The 18176-nt window shown below is 67.8% G+C and carries 21 protein-coding genes; 11 read left to right on the forward strand and 10 right to left on the reverse strand.

What is annotated here, in order from left to right; all coding sequences use genetic code 11:
* Window positions 1-45: 45 nt before the first annotated feature.
* Together Hhyl6_RS02830 and Hhyl6_RS02835 are read left to right on the forward strand one after the other, a co-directional pair.
* Window positions 46-225 (forward strand): protein translocase SEC61 complex subunit gamma, encoded by a 180-nt coding sequence (locus Hhyl6_RS02830; protein WP_483737708.1) that lies wholly within the window; start codon window positions 46-48, stop codon window positions 223-225.
* A gap of 4 nt (window positions 226-229) precedes the next feature.
* Window positions 230-667, forward strand: a complete 438-nt coding sequence (locus Hhyl6_RS02835; RefSeq protein WP_276276843.1) for a transcription elongation factor Spt5 — start codon at window positions 230-232, stop codon at window positions 665-667.
* Between the two features lie 99 nt (window positions 668-766).
* Here the strand turns inward: Hhyl6_RS02835 and Hhyl6_RS02840 are convergent, their stop codons facing one another.
* Window positions 767-1057 (reverse strand): DUF7565 family protein, encoded by a 291-nt coding sequence (locus tag Hhyl6_RS02840; RefSeq protein ID WP_483737709.1) that lies wholly within the window; start codon window positions 1055-1057, stop codon window positions 767-769.
* Window positions 1058-1147: 90 nt separating this feature from the next.
* Between Hhyl6_RS02840 and Hhyl6_RS02845 the strand changes: the two genes are divergently transcribed.
* Complete coding sequence (locus tag Hhyl6_RS02845; RefSeq protein WP_483737710.1) at window positions 1148-1909, forward strand: PHP-associated domain-containing protein; 762 nt, start codon at window positions 1148-1150, stop codon at window positions 1907-1909.
* Here Hhyl6_RS02845 and Hhyl6_RS02850 read toward each other — a convergent pair.
* Both Hhyl6_RS02850 and Hhyl6_RS02855 read right to left on the reverse strand, forming a co-directional pair.
* A complete protein-coding gene (locus Hhyl6_RS02850) occupies window positions 1906-2412 on the reverse strand; it encodes a metal-dependent hydrolase (protein ID WP_483737711.1) in 507 nt (168 codons plus the stop codon). The genes Hhyl6_RS02845 and Hhyl6_RS02850 overlap by 4 nt on opposite strands.
* 42 nt (window positions 2413-2454) lie before the next feature.
* Window positions 2455-2964: a CinA family protein gene (locus Hhyl6_RS02855; RefSeq protein WP_483737712.1), complete on the reverse strand. Its 510-nt coding sequence runs from the start codon at window positions 2962-2964 to the stop codon at window positions 2455-2457.
* A gap of 79 nt (window positions 2965-3043) precedes the next feature.
* On the opposite strand from Hhyl6_RS02855, the gene Hhyl6_RS02860 reads away from it, so the two are divergent.
* Both Hhyl6_RS02860 and Hhyl6_RS02865 read left to right on the forward strand, forming a co-directional pair.
* Window positions 3044-3187 carry a hypothetical protein gene (locus Hhyl6_RS02860; RefSeq protein ID WP_483737713.1) on the forward strand — a complete coding sequence of 48 codons (144 nt, stop codon included), beginning with the start codon at window positions 3044-3046 and terminating at the stop codon, window positions 3185-3187.
* An 81-nt stretch (window positions 3188-3268) separates the two neighbouring features.
* The gene (locus Hhyl6_RS02865; RefSeq protein WP_483737714.1) at window positions 3269-4387 is read left to right on the forward strand and encodes a pyridoxal phosphate-dependent aminotransferase; all 1119 of its coding nucleotides are present in this window, start codon (window positions 3269-3271) and stop codon (window positions 4385-4387) included.
* Window position 4388: 1 nt separating this feature from the next.
* On the opposite strand, the gene Hhyl6_RS02870 is transcribed toward Hhyl6_RS02865, so the two are convergent.
* Genes Hhyl6_RS02870 through glmS form a run of 7 tightly spaced genes read right to left on the reverse strand, consistent with a single transcriptional unit; the run spans window position 4389 to window position 11498 of the window.
* Complete coding sequence (locus tag Hhyl6_RS02870) at window positions 4389-5177, reverse strand: ABC transporter permease (RefSeq protein ID WP_483737715.1); 789 nt, start codon at window positions 5175-5177, stop codon at window positions 4389-4391.
* Window positions 5170-6162, reverse strand: coding sequence for an ATP-binding cassette domain-containing protein (locus tag Hhyl6_RS02875; RefSeq protein ID WP_483737716.1), 993 nt, complete (start codon window positions 6160-6162; stop codon window positions 5170-5172). Before Hhyl6_RS02875 ends, Hhyl6_RS02870 begins: the two co-directional genes overlap by 8 nt.
* A 59-nt stretch (window positions 6163-6221) precedes the next feature.
* Window positions 6222-7268: an L-malyl-CoA/beta-methylmalyl-CoA lyase gene (citE, locus tag Hhyl6_RS02880; protein WP_483737717.1), complete on the reverse strand. Its 1047-nt coding sequence runs from the start codon at window positions 7266-7268 to the stop codon at window positions 6222-6224.
* Window positions 7265-8347, reverse strand: coding sequence for a 2-methylfumaryl-CoA hydratase (gene mch, locus Hhyl6_RS02885; protein ID WP_483737718.1), 1083 nt, complete (start codon window positions 8345-8347; stop codon window positions 7265-7267). The genes citE and mch overlap by 4 nt, the downstream gene beginning before the upstream one ends.
* On the reverse strand, window positions 8340-9611 hold the full coding sequence (locus tag Hhyl6_RS02890) for a methylaspartate ammonia-lyase (RefSeq protein ID WP_483737719.1): 1272 nt from the start codon (window positions 9609-9611) through the stop codon (window positions 8340-8342). The genes mch and Hhyl6_RS02890 overlap by 8 nt, the downstream gene beginning before the upstream one ends.
* On the reverse strand, window positions 9601-11055 hold the full coding sequence (locus tag Hhyl6_RS02895; protein WP_483737720.1) for a methylaspartate mutase subunit E: 1455 nt from the start codon (window positions 11053-11055) through the stop codon (window positions 9601-9603). Before Hhyl6_RS02895 ends, Hhyl6_RS02890 begins: the two co-directional genes overlap by 11 nt.
* 2 nt (window positions 11056-11057) lie before the next feature.
* Window positions 11058-11498 (reverse strand): methylaspartate mutase subunit S, encoded by a 441-nt coding sequence (gene glmS / locus Hhyl6_RS02900; RefSeq protein WP_483737721.1) that lies wholly within the window; start codon window positions 11496-11498, stop codon window positions 11058-11060.
* 121 nt (window positions 11499-11619) lie between these two features.
* Here glmS and mct point away from each other — a divergent pair, with 121 nt between their 5' ends.
* From mct to Hhyl6_RS02930, 6 genes are all read left to right on the forward strand, one after another.
* A complete protein-coding gene (gene mct, locus Hhyl6_RS02905; protein ID WP_483737722.1) occupies window positions 11620-12810 on the forward strand; it encodes a succinyl-CoA:mesaconate CoA-transferase in 1191 nt (396 codons plus the stop codon).
* Window positions 12811-12859: 49 nt separating this feature from the next.
* On the forward strand, window positions 12860-13780 hold the full coding sequence (locus Hhyl6_RS02910) for a sodium:calcium antiporter (protein WP_483737723.1): 921 nt from the start codon (window positions 12860-12862) through the stop codon (window positions 13778-13780).
* Window positions 13781-13901: 121 nt separating this feature from the next.
* Window positions 13902-14189, forward strand: coding sequence for a HalOD1 output domain-containing protein (locus Hhyl6_RS02915; RefSeq protein ID WP_483737724.1), 288 nt, complete (start codon window positions 13902-13904; stop codon window positions 14187-14189).
* A gap of 85 nt (window positions 14190-14274) precedes the next feature.
* Entirely contained in the window at window positions 14275-16719 is a 2445-nt protein-coding gene (locus Hhyl6_RS02920) for an ATP-dependent DNA helicase (protein WP_483737725.1), read from the forward strand.
* Between the two features lie 90 nt (window positions 16720-16809).
* Window positions 16810-16971, forward strand: a complete 162-nt coding sequence (locus tag Hhyl6_RS02925; RefSeq protein WP_262176004.1) for a DUF7563 family protein — start codon at window positions 16810-16812, stop codon at window positions 16969-16971.
* Window positions 16972-17098: 127 nt separating this feature from the next.
* Window positions 17099-18175, forward strand: a complete 1077-nt coding sequence (locus Hhyl6_RS02930) for an ArsA family ATPase (protein ID WP_483737726.1) — start codon at window positions 17099-17101, stop codon at window positions 18173-18175.
* Window position 18176 lies beyond the last annotated feature (1 nt).

Here is an 18176-nt window from a genome sequence, read left to right on the forward strand (position 1 = left end):
GCGCTTACCACAATATAGAAAAGCCACCAGTGGGTACGACCCGCTATGGACGTCCCGTACGACCTCACCTCCTACGTTCGCGTACTCAAACTGGCGAGTACGCCATCTTGGGAGGAGTTCTCGCAAATCGCAAAGATTGCCGGCGCCGGCATCATGCTCGTCGGCCTCATCGGTTTCATCATCTTCGCCGTGATGACCTTCGTCCCTGGCAGCAAGCCGGTGTAAACAGATGGGTATCTACGCAGTCAAGACGACGGCGAGTCAGGAACGCACCGTCGCGGACATGATTATCAACCGCGAGGAACCGGACATCCACGCGGCGCTGGCCCCGGACTCGCTGACCAGTTACGTGATGGTCGAGGCGGACGACGCCGCGGTGTTCGACCGCATCCTCGACGAGATTCCCCACGCCAACGGCGTGGTGCAGGGAGAGTCCTCCATCGCGGAGGTCGAGCACTTCCTCTCGCCGAAACCCGACGTCGAGGGTATCGCCGAGGGGGACATCGTCGAACTCATCGCCGGCCCGTTCAAGGGCGAGAAGGCGCAGGTCCAGCGCATCGACGAGGGGAAAGACCAGGTCACGGTCGAACTGTACGAGGCGACAGTCCCGATTCCGGTCACCGTGCGCGGGGACCAGATTCGGGTCTTGGACTCCGAGGAACGCTAGCGCGTTCTCTGTTCTCTCGGTCACTCCTTGCAGTCGGTCACGAGAGCAGCGAAGAGCGAAGCGGCAGGGCGAAACACTCGACGCGGTACGGACTGACCGTCAGCCCTCGAGACGGTCGATGACCTCGTTCATGTCGGCGGCGGCCTCGACGGACTCCTTGATGTTCTCGCGGCGGCGGACCTCCGCGGCGGAGGCGTCGTAGGCGCGGACGTACTCGGCGCGCGAGTGTTCGTCGAAGGCGTGCTTGATGGCGAAGTAGCCGTCGGGGACGACGGTTCCACACACCTTACACGAGACCCGGTCGTGTTCGGTAGATTGGTGGACGATGAGGTCCTCGACGCGGTCGAACTGGCTGTCGTCCCCCTCGATGGCACACTCCCAGCGTGGCATTACTGAGAGGCAGGCAGTCCTCGAACAAAAGCGTTCGCCACCCGGTCGAGAATAGAAACCTCTAATGGTGACACAGCGATAGCGAAAGCCGTGACGAGTGAGGGGTTCGCCGTCGACTTACACGTCAAGATTCTGGACGACCGGGTCGTCCAGCGAGCGAAAGCACGGGGACTCGACGGGTTGGTGTACGCCCCCCACTTCACGCGCCTGCCGGAGATTCGCGCGAAGGCGGCGGAGTACTCCGACGACGAGTTGACGGTCTATCCCGGACGCGAACTGTTCACCGGGACGTGGCAGCGCCGCCGGCACGTCCTCGCCGTCGGCCTCGACGAACGGGTGCCCGACTTCCTCACGCTCGACGGGACGATGGCCGAGTTACAGCGACAGGAGGCCGCCGTCCTCGTCCCGCACCCCGGATTCCTGAGCGTGAGCCTCGGCATCGACGAGTTGCGGACGTACGCGAGCGCCATCGACGCCGTCGAGGCGTACAACTCGAAACACCTCCCACACCACAACCGACGGGCCCGGCAGTTCGCCCGCGAGACGGGGCTGTCGACGTTCGCGTCGTCCTACGCCCACCTCCACGGGACCATCGGCGAGGCGTGGACGGCGTTCGACCGCGACCTCGGAGACGCGAACGAACTGGCGGACGCCCTCCGAGACGAGGAACCGAAGCGTATCGTCCACCGCGACGGTCTGAGTCACGTGGTCCGACGGGGACTGGAGTTCGCCCATCTGGGCTACGAGAACAGTTGGGAGAAGTTCGACCGCGTGATGTTACAGGGGACGGCACCGACGCATCCCGACCACGTCGCCTACGACGGCCAGTTCGACGACGTGAAGGTGTACTAGGCGATGAGCGCCGTGTTTTCGGCGAGCATCTGCGTCACCTCCGCCGGGAGGTACTGCGGCAGGACGTGGACCAACACGGCGATGGCCGCGAGTTCGAAAGCGGTGATGACCACCGTCACTATCTCGGCCTTGTCGCTGGACGTGGTGACGCCCGACGGGAAGCCGTACTCCGTGTCCGAGATAGGGTAAAACAGGGCGATGCCCCGACGCGACCCGAGGTGGTCGAGGACGTAGTGTGTCAGCACGCCGAGCCACACCCACTGAAGGTTGCCGCCGTGGTAGACGGGGTGGGCGAGGAAAATCAGCAGGACCGGGAGGTTGTGGAGCGTCTTCCGGTGTTTCCCGAAGGCCGTGTCGACGTCCGGAAAGAGCGCGCCCAGAACCACCGGGAGGAACACCTCCGCGATGGTCGCGAACGTCGAGACGTCCCCCGAGGGGTCGAGGACGTACCCCAGACCGATGCTCAGCAGAACCGCGTTCAGTACGTGCCCGCGTTTGTCCATCCAGGCGGTCCGACGGGAGCGCCCCCGATAGTTGTTGCTACTCTACGCCTCTCGCGTGGCGTCTAACAGGTCGGTGAGCGCCTGTCTGGCGATGCGGGCTTTCACTTCCCGCCGGGTCCCGTCGAACTCGTAGTGGGCCACCGAACAGCCGGATTCCCCTGTCTCCCACGGCGCGGCGTGGGCGACGCCGACGTAGACGGTACCGACCGGCGTCTCGGGCGACCCCCCGGTGGGACCGGCGACGCCGGTGGTCGCGACGCCCCAGTCGGTGCCGGCGGTGTCCCGGACCGCCCGTGCCATCTCGCGCGCCACCGGTTCGGAGACGGCGCCGTGGGCGTCCAGTGTCTCCCGGGAGACGGCCAGCAACTCCTGTTTGGCTCGGTAGGAGTAGGAGACGATAGAGCGGTCGAAGTAGTCGCTCGACCCGGGCACGTCCGTCAGGAGCGACCCGACCAGTCCGCCGGTACAGGACTCGGCGACGGCGACTGTCTCGTCCCGCTCTCTGAGTGTGTCGCCGACCCGCTCCTCGATTGGCGCCTCGTCGTCGGTCATGGGTGGTGGTTGGAGGCGGTCGGGAATAAGGGTTCATCCGACGGCCCGAACCTATCAGTGTGGAACCCCAACCAACGCCATGGCCTACCAGACGACGCTCGGTTGGTCGCTCGTCACGTCGGGACTCGTCACGCTCCTCCTCGGACTCCTGCCGGGGTCCGACCTCTTCTGGGGCGTGCTCTTGCTCGCACTGGGTGCCGTGACCCTCTACCTCCGGCAGTGAGTCGCGGGGGAGCGACGGAGGCGCCGTCGGTGAGTGCCGGCTAACGGAAAGACAAACGGCGTTCGGGACCCGAGCGTCGGTATGGACTACGAGACGCCCCAGTTCTTCCGGGTGATGCAGTACGCGGCCCGGGCCGACCGGGACGTGGTCGACATGGTGTCGGGGAATCCCGACTGGGACCCGCCCGAGGGACTCCGTGACGCCCTCCGGGACTACGCCGAGGCCGACGCCGACGAGTTCCAGTACGCGCCGAGCCGCGGTCTCAAGCCCCTGCGCGAGAGGATAGCCGCCAGACGCGGCGTCGACGTATCGCGGGTCGTCGTCACGAACGGCGCTGGCGAGGCCAACCACCTCGCGATGACAGGGGGATTGGAACAGTTCCCCGGCGACGAGATACTGCTGACCGACCCCGTCTACCCGTACTACGCCGGCCGCGCGAACTTCCTCGACGCGGAGACGACGTTCGTTCCGGTCTCGGAGGACGGCCACCTCGACCCCGATTCCGTCCGGGCCGCCGCCACCGATGACACGAGCGTCGTCGTCGTGAACTCGCCGAACAACCCGACCGGTGCGGTGTACGGGGCCGACGCGATGGCCGAGTTCGTCGCAATCGCCGAGGAGTACGACGCCCTCCTCGTCAGCGACGAGGTGTACGACCACTTCGACTACAGCGGTCGGTTCGCCTCCGCGCTGGAACACGACTCGCCGAACGTCGTCGCGACGAACTCCTTCTCGAAGTCGATGGCTATCACCGGCCTCCGGGTCGGGTACGCCGTATTCCCCTCGCCCGAGGGGCCAACCGGGGACCTGGTCGAACGGGCCGGGACCCGACACATGCTGAGCAACGTCAGCGGGAGTCGCCCCGCCCAGTACGCCGTCGAGCGAGCACTGCGAACCACGTCGCCGGACTACTACGCGAGTTCGCGCCGACGGCTCGAACGCCGCATCGACGCGTTCTGTACCGCGCTGGACCGGACCGGCGCCGAGTACAACCGGCCCGAAGGCGGGTTCTACGTGATGGCCCGGTTCCCGGAGTTCGCCGGCAGTTTCGAGAACGTCTACGAACTCGTCGACGAGGCCGGCGTCGCCGGGATGCCCGGCGAGGCGTTCGGCGAGTCGCGGTCCGACTGGATACGGTTCGCGCTGGTGACCCCGCGCGTCGAGGAGGCGGCCGAGCGGTTGGCGGCCTTCTTCGAGTGACTCAGACGGCCTCGACGCGGCGGAACAGCGCCGCGCCGAGCGCCACCGTCAGGACGGCGGCGACGACCATCGCGCCGAAGTCGACGACGAGCGCCCGCTCGGAGTACCCCACCAGCGCCCCCCGGAGGCCGTCGACGCCGTAGGTGAGCGGGTTGAGGTACCCGACCACGCGGACCGGCAGGGGCAGGTTCGAGAGCGGGTAGAACGCCCCCGAGAGGAAGGCGAGCGGGAACAACGCGAAGTTGATGATGAGGTTGTACCCCTGTGTGTCCTTGAACTGGGAGGCCATCGCCAGTCCGAGGCCGATGAACGTCGCGGCGACGAGGACGAGGAAGGCGACGGCGACGCCGACGCCGACGAGCGACACCGGCCGAAACCCGAGCGGTACTGCCAACAGGAGGATGAGCAACGCCTGCAACATCGTCGTCGTGGCGCCGCCGGCGATGCGCCCGACGACGACGGCGGTCCGACTCACCGGCGCGACCAGAATCTCCTTCAGGAAGCCGACCTCGCGGTCCGACAGCACCGCCAGCCCGGTGAACGACGCCGAGAACAGCATCGTGAACCCGAGGATGCCGGGGACGAGGTACTCCAGATACGACAGCGACGGCGGAATCGCCCCGAACCGGGCGTCGCTGAACCCGAAGCCGAAGAACACGAGGATGAAGAAGGGCCCCAGCAGGAGGCCGACGACGCGGCTCTTGGCCCGCCAGAACCGCACGAGGTCCCGCTTCCAGAGGCCGTAGACGGCGACGGCCTCCCGGCCGAGTCGTCCGGACTCGTCAGTCATCGTCGGCCTCCGTCTCTGCCGTCGCCGCGGCGACGCCGGGGCCGTCCCTCTCGTCGGCCTCTTCGACCGTCCGCCCCGTCAGCGAGAGGAAGACCCGTTCGAGCGTCGGTCGGTCGACGGAGACGGTCGAGACGCCGGCCACCTCGCTGGCGGCGGTGACGAGCGCCGCGACCCGACGCTCGCCGTCGTCGACGCCCACGTCGAGGCCGTCCCCGGTCCGTGTCACCGACCGGACCCACGGCGCGTCGCCGACCGCTCGCTCGACGGCGGCCGGGTCGTCGGTCCCGACCCGTATCACGTCACCGCCGAGCGCGTCTTTCAGCGCCTCCGGCGCGTCGAGTGCGACGACCTGCCCGTCGTCGACGATGGCGACGCGGTCACACAGTGCGTCGGCCTCCTCCATGTAGTGGGTCGTCAGGACCACGGTGACGCCGGCCTCGCGGTTCAGGCGGTCGACGTACTCCCGGACCGTCTTGCGCGTCCCCGCGTCCAGTCCGACGGTCGGTTCGTCCAGAAAGAGGACCGCGGGTTCGTGGAGGAGGCCCCGGGCGAGTTCGAGTCGGCGGGCCATCCCACCGGAGTACTCGCCGACCGGCTTGTCCGCGTCCTCGGCGAGGTCCACGAGGTCCAGTACCGTCGCCATCCGCTCGCGGCGGCGTTCTCCTCGGACGCCGTACAGGCGGGCGTGAAAGCGGAGGTTCTCCGCGCCGGTCAGTTCCTCGTCCAAGGCGGGTTCCTGAAACACGACGCCGATGGCCGACCGGACGCCGCCGGGGTCCGCGACCACGTCGTGGCCGGCGACGCGAGCGGTCCCCTCGCTGGGCCTGAGAAGGGTGCAGAGCGTGTTGACGAGCGTGGACTTCCCGGCGCCGTTCGGGCCGAGCAGTCCGAGAATCTCGCCCTCGGCGACCGAGAAGGAGACGTCGTCGACGGCCACGAGGTCGCCGTAGCGCCGCGTCAGTCCGTCTACCTCGATGGCGTTCATCACCGAAGCGTAGGGCTGGACGGGCTTGAGGGTTGGTGCGCCGACGGGTTACGGGCCAGTCAGTTGAAGGCCAGTTCGACGGACAGCGCCCGCTCCAGCAGTGCGTCGTCGTAGTACTCGCCAGTCTGGTCGGGGTGTGTCCCGTCGATGGCCCGCACCGTCAGGACCGTGTTGGCGAAGTTCTTGTACGTCGCCTCGTCGACCATCTGCCCGTCGACGACGACGGCACCGGTCCCCTCCCGTTTGGCGTCGTTGAACGCCTCTATCTTCGAGAGGTCCCGGTCCAGTTCCTCGCTACTGGGCATGTGGATGCGGTTGGCCTGCGCGGTCTGTTTGGGGTGGAGCGACCACGACCCGTCGATGCCGATGGTCGCCTCGTGTTCGACCTGGTCGGCGTACCCCTCGGCGTTGTAGTAGGTGACGCCGGCGCGTTCGTGGAACAGTTGGTCGAACGGGCCGCCGATGGAGACGATGTCCGCCGCGCTCGTCTCGTTCGAGAGGGCTTCGAGCAGGCCGTCCCAGCGCGGGCGCTCGCCGTGGAGCGCCCGGCCGCCCAGTTCCGCCGTGTAGTCGACGGGGCCGAAGACGATGCCCGAGAGTCGGGAGTCGGTGGCGAACTGGCAAATCTCTCGGAGGTCCGAGCGCGCGGCCGCGGTTTCGAGGATGACGGCCATCTCCAGCGACCCGTCGTCGAGGCCGGCGTCGCGTTCGGCGTCGGCCAGCACCCCGGCGGCCTCTCGCACGTCGTCGAGGCGGCCGACCTTCGGGAAGACGACGCCGTCGAGGTGGTCGCCCACCTCGTCGGCGAGTCTCCGGACCTGTTCGGTCCCGCGCTCGCGGAACTGGGCGCCGTCGTAGGCCCACTCGACCCGCGGGAGAATCTTCCCGGCGAAGTCCGGGGCGTGGTCGGGCACCCGGTCGACTATGTTGTCGACGGCTTCGCCCTTCATCGACGGCGCGGTACCGTCCTCGATGTCCGGCACCAGCCAATCGGGCGTCTCGAACCCCTCGCTGGTGAGGCCGGATTCGAGGAACTTCGCGCTGTCGTCTCGCGGGACGGCAGCGGGTGCGGTCTGGAACGTGCGGCAGAGTCGTGTGTCTGTCATTGGGAGCGCTGAACGAGTGCGGTTCGCCGGCCGCTGTAGACCGGGGTGCTGTCCTGATTGAACGCGACGTGTTCGAAGGTGACCGCCCCCGCCTCCTCGGGGCCGGCGTCGGCGTCACAGTCGAGGACGCGCGTGAAGCCGTAAATCGTGTCGCCGAGCGTGACGAACGAGTGGAACCGCTCGTCCGCGAAGCGGCGCTCGCGGTAGGTCGCCTCGTCCGAGCGGGCGTGAGCCAGCGCGATGGAGCGAGTCACGTCGCCGTAGGCGACGATGTCGCCCGACGGCGAGTCGGCCATCTCGTCGCGATTGTGGTGCTGGCGTGCAGTATTGAGCGTCGCCAGCGGCAGGCCCGCGACCAGTTGGTCGTCCATGGTGCGACCGCGTTCGTGTCGGTAGGCGACAGCGGCCTGTTCCTCGCGGGCGCGTTCGAGGGCGTCGCGGAAGTCCTCGAAATGTGGGCCCTCCGGCGTGAGAAATGTGTCGGGGATGTCGGGAGGTTCGGCGTCGTCCTCCTCGGCCATCGACCCACTGCCGTCCGTCGCCGCCGGTTCCCGCCGCGGAATCATGTTCGTCCGTTCGTAGGAGACGAGCGTCTCGCCGGTCACGCGGTCGCAACCCTCCGTCGCCCACGTCACGATGCCGTAGGCCGGCCGCGACGAGGAGGTCCGCGTGTCGACGACGCGGGAGGTGACGGCGAGTTCCGTCCCCGGCGGTGCGGGCCGGTGGAACTCGACGTCGGTGCGCCCGAGGAAGTACCCGCCCTTCTCCGAGAGGTCCTCGACGGTGATGCCCATCACACAGGCGAGCAGGTAGTCCGGGTGGACCGGCACGTCGTCGAACCCCCGTTCGGTGGCGGCGTCGGGCCGCCAGTACGCCGGGTCGTGGTTCAGCGTCTGGCCCATCCACTGTTCGCTCCCGTGTTGGGAGAGGCGGAGGCCGGGGTCGTGGGCGAGTTCGTCGCCCTCCGCGAAGAACTCGAAGTAGTGGCCCTTCTCGCGGGTGTCGGCCCGGTCCAGCAGGGCGTCGAACGTCTCCGGGTCCGAACAGTCGACGGCGTCGGGGTCGCCCCAGTCAGTCATCGGCCTGCACCTCCTGCCGGCCGCCGCTCTGCCGAGCGAGCGTCCGTCGAATCTCGTTGGTGACGACCATGAACCCCTCGTCGAATCCCATCCCGGGCTTGGCGAGGACCTGCGCGGCGTCCGTCGCGAGGGCGACGTGGGCACAGGCCCGCGCCGAGGTGACCGTCTCGTTGCAGGTGCCGCCCAGATACGCGCGGGTGTCGGTGCCGTCGCAGTACAGCACTGCCTCCGCGGAGCGATGGATACCGCCGAGGTCCGGCGTCTTCACCTGCACCACGTCGGCCGCCCCCGCGTCGACGAACGCCTGAACGTCCTCGAAGGTGTTACACCACTCGTCGGCGACGATGTCCACCTCGACGCCCGCACTCGCGAGTCCGTCGCGCAACTCGGCCATCTGCTCGATCTGCTCGGTGCGGCCGCCGGCGTCCATCGGCCCTTCGACCTGCAGCGGGTACGGCGCGGCCGCCTCCCGCAACGTCTCGAAGTAGTCGGTGACCTCGGCCCGGTCGTACGGCGGGCCGAACACCTTCCCGAGGATGCCGTAGACGTCGACGTGGAACCGCGGCGCGTAGTTCTCCGGGCCGAGGTCGCCGGCCCGGTCCGAGAGCCACGCGAGGTACTCGCGCAGGCCCTCGCCCGACTCCCCGACTTTCTCGACGCTGTTGAACAGGCCGTGGGGGAGGACGGGGACGCCCTTGATGAGCATCTTCTCGGCGTTGGTCCGGCGTTCGTCGCCGGACTGGCCGAACACCGGGACCGGCGTCGTCGCCGGGTCTGTGTCGTAGGCCGCCGTGAGCACGGCCGTCGGCGTCTGTCCGCGAGCGCGGGCGGCGCCGTTCAGGAGCGCCTGCGAGACGCCGTAGCGGACCGCCGTGTGCAGGCGCTCGCCGCCCGAACGTTCGGGGGCTATCGCTTCCAACGTCTCGGCGTTCTCCCGGAACAGGGTCGCGTCACGGCCCCGGAGCGTGTCCGCCACGACGCCCTCGACGACCGGGCGGTACTCGCCGGCCCGAAAGAGCGGGTCACGGCCGCCCGCACCGGAGTACTGCACGGCGGCGCAGTCCCCGGAGACGACGGTGCCGTCGGCGAGTTCGAGTTCGACGATGAGACACTCTCCGGCCTCCCGAACTCGCTCGAACCCCTCAGTCACCGGTTGGCCGTCGTAGGCGAACCCCCGCTGGGTCGCGCCGTCCTTGATGGCTCGCTGGTCGTCGAAGAAGAACCCGGAGAGGCCCGGCACCGCTCGGACGGCCTCAATCCGCATCGCTGGCACCTCCCCGTGTCCCGGTCGGTCGGCCGATGAGTTTCCCGTCGCTGATGGCGTCGACGTCGTCGGCGACCATCCGGAAGGATTGGTCACGGCCCTCCGTGCGGGCACGTTCGCCCAGTCGAGCCTTGTGGGTCTCTTTGACGTCGTCCGGGAGCGCGAGGTCAGCGAACTCGAAGATGCGCACCCGGCCGTCGTCGTCCCGCGCCGGGAGGACCGCGCCGGCGGCGGCGTCGCTCGGCGCGAACGGGACGTCCATCGCTCCGGAGTCGAACGCTCGAATGACGCCCTGGGCTACGTCGCCGTCGCCGGCCTCGTAGATGGCGTCCATCAGCGCGCGAGTGGCGCGCTCGATGAGCCGTTGTTCCTCGTCAATGCCGTTGAGGTCGATGTCTTGCTCTATCATCATGTCGATGAGCTGTCTGGTGGTGCGCAGCCCGGAGGCGTTGGCCTCCTTCGTCGGGACGCCCTGGAACTCCTGCGGGGACTTCGTGATGACCTTGTCCGGCTTGGCGACGGCGGCCGTCGCCCCGCCGAGACTGATGACGCCGTTGGCGCGGGCCTCGTCGGGCGGGAACCCGCCCATCCACTCGTGGAAGACGGTGGTGACAGTCACCTCGTCCGGGAGGAACTCCTCGCCGAGTCCCCGGAGGGCGCGCAGGGCGGCGACGTCCTGCACGACGTTGCCGACCTGTCCGTAGCCCAGCGTGAGCGAGCGGACCCCCTGCGTGGCCGCAAGTTGCCCCTCGACGAGCATCACCGCGATGGCGATACACGGGGGGACCAACGTCCCGGTCAGCGGGCCGAACGGTTCGCGGTTGATAGTGACCCCTCGCTCCGTGTACGCGCCACAGAGGCGGTCCACGAACTGCCAGTGTTCGATGGTCGTCGCCAAGTCGTGCCGTTTCGTGTAGGGGATGTTGTACGAGATGGGGCCGCCCTCGAAGGACTGGAAGCCGCCGGCGAGGGTGACCATCGCCAGCAGTCGCGCGTCTGGCGTCCCGTGGCGCACCTCGATGGGTGCGTCCAGCGCGCGGACGAGTCGGCGGCAGTCCTCGACGCCGTGGTTGACGGCGGGGAAGCCGTTCAGTTCGTCCGTATCGCCGTTCCGGGAGGCCGCGAGGCCCTCCTCTGCTTTCTCGTACTCGTTGTCGCGCGTGTACGAGTCGATGGTCGTCGGCAGGAGGTCCGCGCCGCCCTCCTCCTGTAGATAGCGCAGGAGGTCTATCTGGTCCTCGAGGCACGGGACGCCGGCCCGCGGTTGCAGGAGCGGTTGGTCGGCGGATTCGAGGACCGGCGCGAAGCGTTTGCTCGCTGGCAGGGACTCGTGGAAGGCGATGGCCTCCTCGAAGTCGACCTGCCGTCCCGTGTGCCAGTCGTCCCGCAGGTCGTTGGCGATTTGCTGTAGCTCGTCGGCGGCGAGCCGTGTGTCCGTGAGCATCGTCAGGTGTCGACCCTGACCTGTTCGCCCTCGGTGGCCGTGAGTTCGAGGTCCCGCCGGAGGTCGGCGATTGCTTCCTCGGGGTCGGTCTCCGCGTCGAAGACGCGGTCGAAGCCCATCTCGCGGAACGTCTCGCGGGTGGTCTCGAAGTCGTCCTGCCCGACGGCGAGGTTGCCGCCGACGTAGGTCAGGACGTCGAGCCCTTCGGACTCCAGGAGGTCGTGGAACCCCTCACAGTCCTGCCGAGCGTGCCCGTACAGCGAGGAGACCAGTACAGCCTCGGCGCCGTGAGCTTTCGCTGCGTCGGCGAACTCGGCCTGTGAGGTCTGGACGCCGAGGTTGACGACCTCGAATCCAGCGGCCGAGAGCGCCTGCTCGAGAATCGTGATACCGACGACGTGAGCGTCGGAACCAATCACGCCGAGAATGACGGTCCGGGGCATGTACTACACGGTGCTCGCGGCGGCAGTATAAACTTAATGGTCTTTCATGATAATACGCCCCTAGAGAATATATAATGATTTATCACCAAGATTTATCACGCCGCCGTCAGTCCGTCTCGTCATGGGTGCGCTTGCCGACCTGCGGGTGCTCGACCTGACGCAGGTCCTGTCCGGACCGTACTGCACGATGCTGCTCGCGGACATGGGCGCGGACGTGGTAAAGGTCGAGCGACCCGGCGGCGACATGATTCGCTCGAACCCGCCGTTCGTCGACGACCCCGAGTCGGAGGCCTACGGCGGGTACTTCCAGAGCGTCAACCGCGGCAAGCGCTCGCTGGAACTCGACCTGCGGACCGACGAGGACCGCGAGGCGTTCCTCTCGCTGGTCGACCGCGCCGACGTGGTCGTCGAGAACTTCAAGGCCGGGACGATGGAGAAGTTCGACCTCGGCTACGAGACCCTGCGCGAGCGGAACCCACAGCTAATCTACTCCTCGATTCGGGGCTTCGGCGACCCGCGGACCGGCGAGACACACCGGCAGGGCCAACCCTCGTTCGACCTCATCGCGCAGGCGTTGGGCGGCGTCATGGAGATTACCGGCCCCGAGGACGGCCCGCCGACGAAGGTGGGGCCGGGCGTCGGCGACATCTTCACCGCGGCGCTGAACGCCGTGGGTATCCTCGCCGCCGTCCACCACCGGGAGCGAACGGGCGAGGGTCAGTACGTCGACACGGCGATGTACGACGCGATGGTGTCGCTATCCGAGCGCACCGTCTACCAGTACTCCTGTGACGGGGAGCCACCGACTCGGCAGGGGAACTCCCACCCGACGCTGTTCCCCTACGACGCCTTCGAGGCGGCCGACGGTCACGTCGTCGTCGCGGCGTTCAACGACCGTCACTGGCAGACTCTCTGTGAGGCGATGGACCGGCCCGACCTCGCGGCGGAGTATCCGACGACGCCGGACCGCCTCCGCAACCGCGAGCAGTTGCGCGGCGAGATAGCCGACTGGACGCGCCAGCAGTCGACGGAGGAACTCGTCGACCGACTCGACGGCCGGGTCCCGGCCGCGCCGGTGCAGGACACCAGCGAGATTTTCGAGGACCCGCACGTCCACGCGCGGGAGATGCTCGCGGACGTCTCACAACCGGGGGTCGAGGAGGAGATGACCGTCGCGGGCAGTCCCATCAAGATGACCGAGACGAACCCCCGACCGCGCGGCCGTGCGCCGTTGCTCGACGAACACCGCGAGGAACTCCTCGGGGACACCGACGCCGCGGGCGACCGACGGACGGCCGAAAGCGACGACTAACCGCGTTCGCCCTCCATACTTTACTGGCCGGAGCGAGTGCCGTCAGACGATGCTCGTCGAGGCCATCCTGTTTCTCGCCGGACTCGCGGGACTCGTCGTCGGTGCCGACCGAGCGGTCACCGCCGCCGGTGACCTCGCCCTGTACTACGGCGTCTCGCCCTTTTTCATCGGGGTAACGGTCATCTCCGTGGGCACGTCGGTCCCGGAGATGGTCACCTCCGTCTACGCGGCCTTCTACGGCGCGGGCGACCTCGTCGTCGGCAACATCGTCGGGTCGGAGACCGCCCAGATTACGCTCGCCATCGCCGTCGTCGCGTTCGTCTCGCCGTTCGTCGTGGAGCGCCGGAGCGTCCTCGTCTACGGCACGGCGATGATTCTCGCGATGATAATCATGATTCTGACGCTGGACGACGGCGTCATCGGTCGGTCGGAGGGCCTGTTGATGATGCTCGCGTACGTCCAGTTCATCTACACCCTCTACACCAACGAGGGTGGCGAAGAGATTACGGAGGAGGTCATCGAGGAACCCCGCCCGCCCCGCGAGACGCTCCCGTGGATTCTCGGCGGATTGCTCCTCGTCGTCGTCGGCGGGCAGGTGATGGTCACAAACGGCGTCGCCATCGCCAGACTGGTCGGCCTCTCGGAGTTCCTCGTCGGCCTGCTCACCGGCCTCGGGACGACCGTCCCCGAAATCGTCATCGCCGGCATCGCCGCCTACGAGGGGCGACACGGCATCTCGGTCGGGTCCATCCTCGGCAGCAACATCACCGACCCCGTCTTCTCGCTGGGCATCGGCGCCGTATTCTTCGACGTGGTCGTCGGTGACTCTACGGCCATCATGCCGTCGCTGTTCTACATGCTCGGCGTCTCTATCGCCGTCCTCGGACTGTTCTACTGGCGAGAGGGTATCGACCGCCGCGCGGCGATGGTCTGTCTGGCGCTCTACTTCCCGAGTTTCGTCGTGTTGTGAGAGGCGCGCTCGGGTGGTCCCTACGTGCCGTCGGGAGGCCGAATACGTTCACAGTGCTTTCACCTTGCCATGCCATGCTACATATTTACGGACCACTACGACTATCATTAAATACGCGCACATGCAGTCGAGCCAGCATCTACGGTACAGACCGGACGAAGACGAAGACCTGAGCACCGCGATAATCTCCGCGATATCGACGGCCAAGGGTCGGGACGTCACGGAGGACAAGTGCGTCCTGTACGACAGTATCGACCCCGACGCTCTCGACCACCTGTTCCGACAGGAGCGAGAGGGGGATACGATAAAGATAGAGTTCACGACCCACGACGCCGTCGTGATTCTCTGGGGGAACGGCGACCTCTCCATCGAGGTCCACGACCTCGAAGACGACCCTACCCACGGGTGACGCTCGGTCTGCCGATACGTCACCGCCAGCGGGACCTATCGGTGAACCCCGCGGTTCAAATACCGGGCCGCCCAACCCTGTTCCGATGCGGGACACGGCCTCGACGGGGGACGAATCGTGGCGTCGGTACTTCGGGTTCGAGGCGCCGTACGAGAACCAAGCTGACGCCATCGAGCGCGCCATAGCGGCCGGCAAGTCTCGCGGCTTTCTGGCGATGGAAGGCCCCTGCGGGACTGGCAAGACGATGGCGGCGCTGACCGCCGCGGCCCACCTCGTCCGAGACACCGACCTCTACGAGCGAGTGGTCGTGGTCACGCCCGTCAAACAGCAGTTACAGCAGTTCGTGGACGACCTGCGGACGCTGAACGCGGGCGTCGACGACCCGTTCGACGGCATCGCGTTGGTCGGGAAGACGGACCTCTGCCCGTACGGACGGGAGGGACAGTTCCCCGAGGACGTGGGCACGCACGACCGCTGTGAGGACTTGCGGGAAGCGACCGCCAGACTCGTCGAGGACGACGGCCGCTCGGACGGTGCCGCCGTCGCCGAGACGGCCATCCAGAGCGAGGTAGACGACGAGGACCAGTGGTGGGACCCACGGAAGGGACAGGACCTCGCGGCGGCGGCCCGACCGGACGCCACCGCACAGACGCGACTCGGCGAGGACACGCTCTCGACGGCGGGCGCGGCCTCCCCCTATCGGCCCGAGCAACCCACCGCGCCCGAGTCGATGGCCGAGAGCGACGACCCGCCGCTGTACTGCCCGTTCGAGGCCGACTGGTACGCCCGAAACAAGGGCTCGCCGGTGGACTTCTCGGCCGGACCGAACAACGTCGTGACGCTGGAGAACTACCTCCCGTCGGCCGTCGAACGGGGGACCTGCCCACACCGCGTGATGAGCGTGATGCTGGACGAAGCGGACGTGGTCGTGGGCAACTACAACCACCTGTTCGACCCGGCCACTCGGCCACTCCTCTCCTCGATTCTCGACGACCAGACGTTCGTCGTCGTCGACGAGGCCCACCGACTCGAAGAGCGGGTCCGGGACCTGCTGTCGGACCGGCTGGGGAGACAGACCATCACGCAGGCGCGGAACGACTGCAACCTGCTGGTCCAGCGGGCCCAGCAGAGCGCCGACCACAAGGAGCAGGTCCGCGAGGTTCTCTCCGCGCGGGAGATGCCGCTGGAAGCGGTCGACCACGCCCGGAAGTTCTACGACGATTTGGGACGGTGGCTGGACGACCGGGTGGAGTCGTTCCTCGACGCGGAACACGAGGGGTGGCGCACGAACCCCCGGAGACTGCCGGACCACGACCGCGAGATTCCGCTTCGGGACCCCGACACGGTCGAACAGGACGAACTCACCGAGTGGGCCGAGGAGAAGGGGTACGACGGGCAACTGTGGCGGTCGCTCTCGAAGATAGGCGCGGCCGTCGAGGACGCCATCGACCAGTTGGGGTTGACCCGCCAACCGGTGTGTGCGGCCGTCGGCGTCGTCGCGGGGCAGTGGTGGGAACGGGACCACTCGACGTTCCTCCGGGAGATAGAACTGGAACACTCGCCCAAGGAGTCCCGGAGTGCCGACGCCGACTACGAGGCGGTCTACACGGCGGGCCTGCTCTGCTACAACTGCATGCCGGCGATGGCGCTCCGGGACGCCTTCGACGAGTTGGGCGGCGGCGTCCTGATGAGTGCGACGCTCGAACCGCTCGACGTGTTCACGCGCGTCTCGGGACTGGACGCGTTGGCCGAGACGGACGACGGCGACGACGAGGACGACCTGACGCGGTCGGTTCGCTCGGCGACGTACGACCTCCCGTTCCCCCCGGAGAACCGCGCGTCGTACCTCGTGGACGCGCGGCCGTTCACGGCGCGGAACCGCGGTGACCCCGAAGAGATGAAGCCGCTGGGGGAAAACTGGAACCCGACCCGTGACGAGTACGCACAGGCGCTCCGGGCCATCGCACGTTCGCCGGGCAACGTCATGGTCGCCATGCCGAACTACCGGGAGGCGCGCTGGGCGGGCGCCTACCTGCAGGAGGCCGTCGAGAAACCGGTCGTCGTCGACGAGTCCTCCAGCAACGAGGAGACGGAACGACGCAAGCAGTCGTTCTTCGGCGGCGAGGGGAAAGTGCTGGTTACCTCGACGCGCGGGACGCTGACCGAGGGCGTCGACTACGACGGGGCGAAACTGTCGACCTGTGCCGTCGTCGGGGTCCCGCTGGTCAACATCGGGTCGCCACGCGTCCGGGCGGTCCAGCGAGCCTACGGCGACGCGTTCGGCGACGAGAACGCCTTCGAGTACGCGCTGACCGTGCCGGCGGTCCGGCGCGCGCGCCAGGCCATCGGGCGCGTCATCCGCGGGAGTGACGAGGTAGGGGTCCGCGCGTTCGTCGGGCGGCGGTACGCGCCCGACGCGCGTCACTCGGTCTTCCCGTTCCTCCCGGCCGGCGAGCGGGAGGAGTTCATCCGGATGACCCCGGAGTTCCTCGCCGGGCAACTGGACGCGTTCTGGCGAGACTGCGATTAACGGCGCACAGTTCGCCTGAAACGAGTTATTAACCGGCGTTTTTCGTGGGCAACAAAAAGCCTATACAGAATCATTAGAGTGTATCAAGGGATGCCCGAGTGTCAAAACTGCGGTGAGTTCGTAACCGAGCAGTACGTGCGGGTGTTCACACCAGAAGCCTCCGAAGCACACGGGCCCCGGGTCTGCCCGAACTGCGAGGACAAACTGCGCGACGGTGCCGAAGTGCGCGAAGCACGGTCCTCTCGGCAGTAACCTGTCGACCCCGCCACCGTGACGACCCCCGGCCGTCGGGAGTCGTCGCGTCCCACGACGGACCGGTCGGCGGGTTCCGTCGCTCCGTTTTCGGGAAGTACTCAAGGCCAGAGGCGTAGCCTCGGGTATGAGCAACCTCGACGTCGAGGCGGTCGACGACATCGACACACCCACCGGTGTCGACGCACCGGACTACGTGCTGTACGGCGGGAAAGGCGGCGTCGGAAAGACGACGTGTGCCGCGGCTACAGCGCTTGCGTCCGCCCGCGACGGGACGGCGACGCTCGTCGTCTCGACGGACCCGGCCCACTCGCTGTCCGACACGCTCGAAACGCAGATTCCCGCCGAACCGACTCGCATCCGCGAGGACGTGCCGCTGTTCGCCGCCGAAATCGACCCGGAGGCGGCCGTCGGGGAGGGCCCACTCGGGATGGACGACGACGCCCTCGGCGGCCTCGGCGGGATGCTGGGCGGCGAGGACGGACCACTCGGTGGCGCAGGCGGAGCGGGCGAGGACGACCCCGTTGGCGGCGAGGACGGCCTCCTCGGCGGGTCCATGCCCGGGGCCGACGAGGCCGCCGCGATGCGCCTGCTACTGGACTACATCGACGACGAACGGTTCGACCGCGTAGTCGTCGACACGGCGCCGACCGGCCACACGCTCCGACTGCTGGAACTCCCCGAGACGATGGACTCGATGGTCGGGAAGATGCTCCAGTTGCGCGAGCGCTTCTCGGGGATGATGGGCAACCTCACCGGGATGTTCGGCGGCGACGAGGACGTGGACCCGGAGGAAGGCATCGAGGACCTGCGCGAACTCAGCGACCGCATCGAGCACCTGCGGGCGATTCTGCGCGACCCGACGAAGACGGACTTCCGGGTCGTGATGGTCCCCGAGGAACTCTCCGTCGTGGAGTCGGAACGCCTCCTCGGGCAGTTGCGCGAGTTCGACATCCCCGTCGGTACCGTCGTCGTCAACCGCGTGATGCAGGACCCGAGCGAGGTTCTGGGCCGCGAGGTGGACATCGCCGGGCCGAACCACGACGACTGCGAGTTCTGCGCCCGGCGCTGGCAGGTCCAACAGGACGCGCTGGCACGCGCACAGGACCTGTTCCGGGGCCACGAGGTCCAGCGAGTGCCGCTCTTTGCAGAGGAGGTCCACGGCGAGCGACTGCTCGCCGTCGTGGCCGCCTGTCTGGACTGAG

It is taken from the genome of Haloarcula sp. H-hyl6 (genome assembly GCF_056934455.1).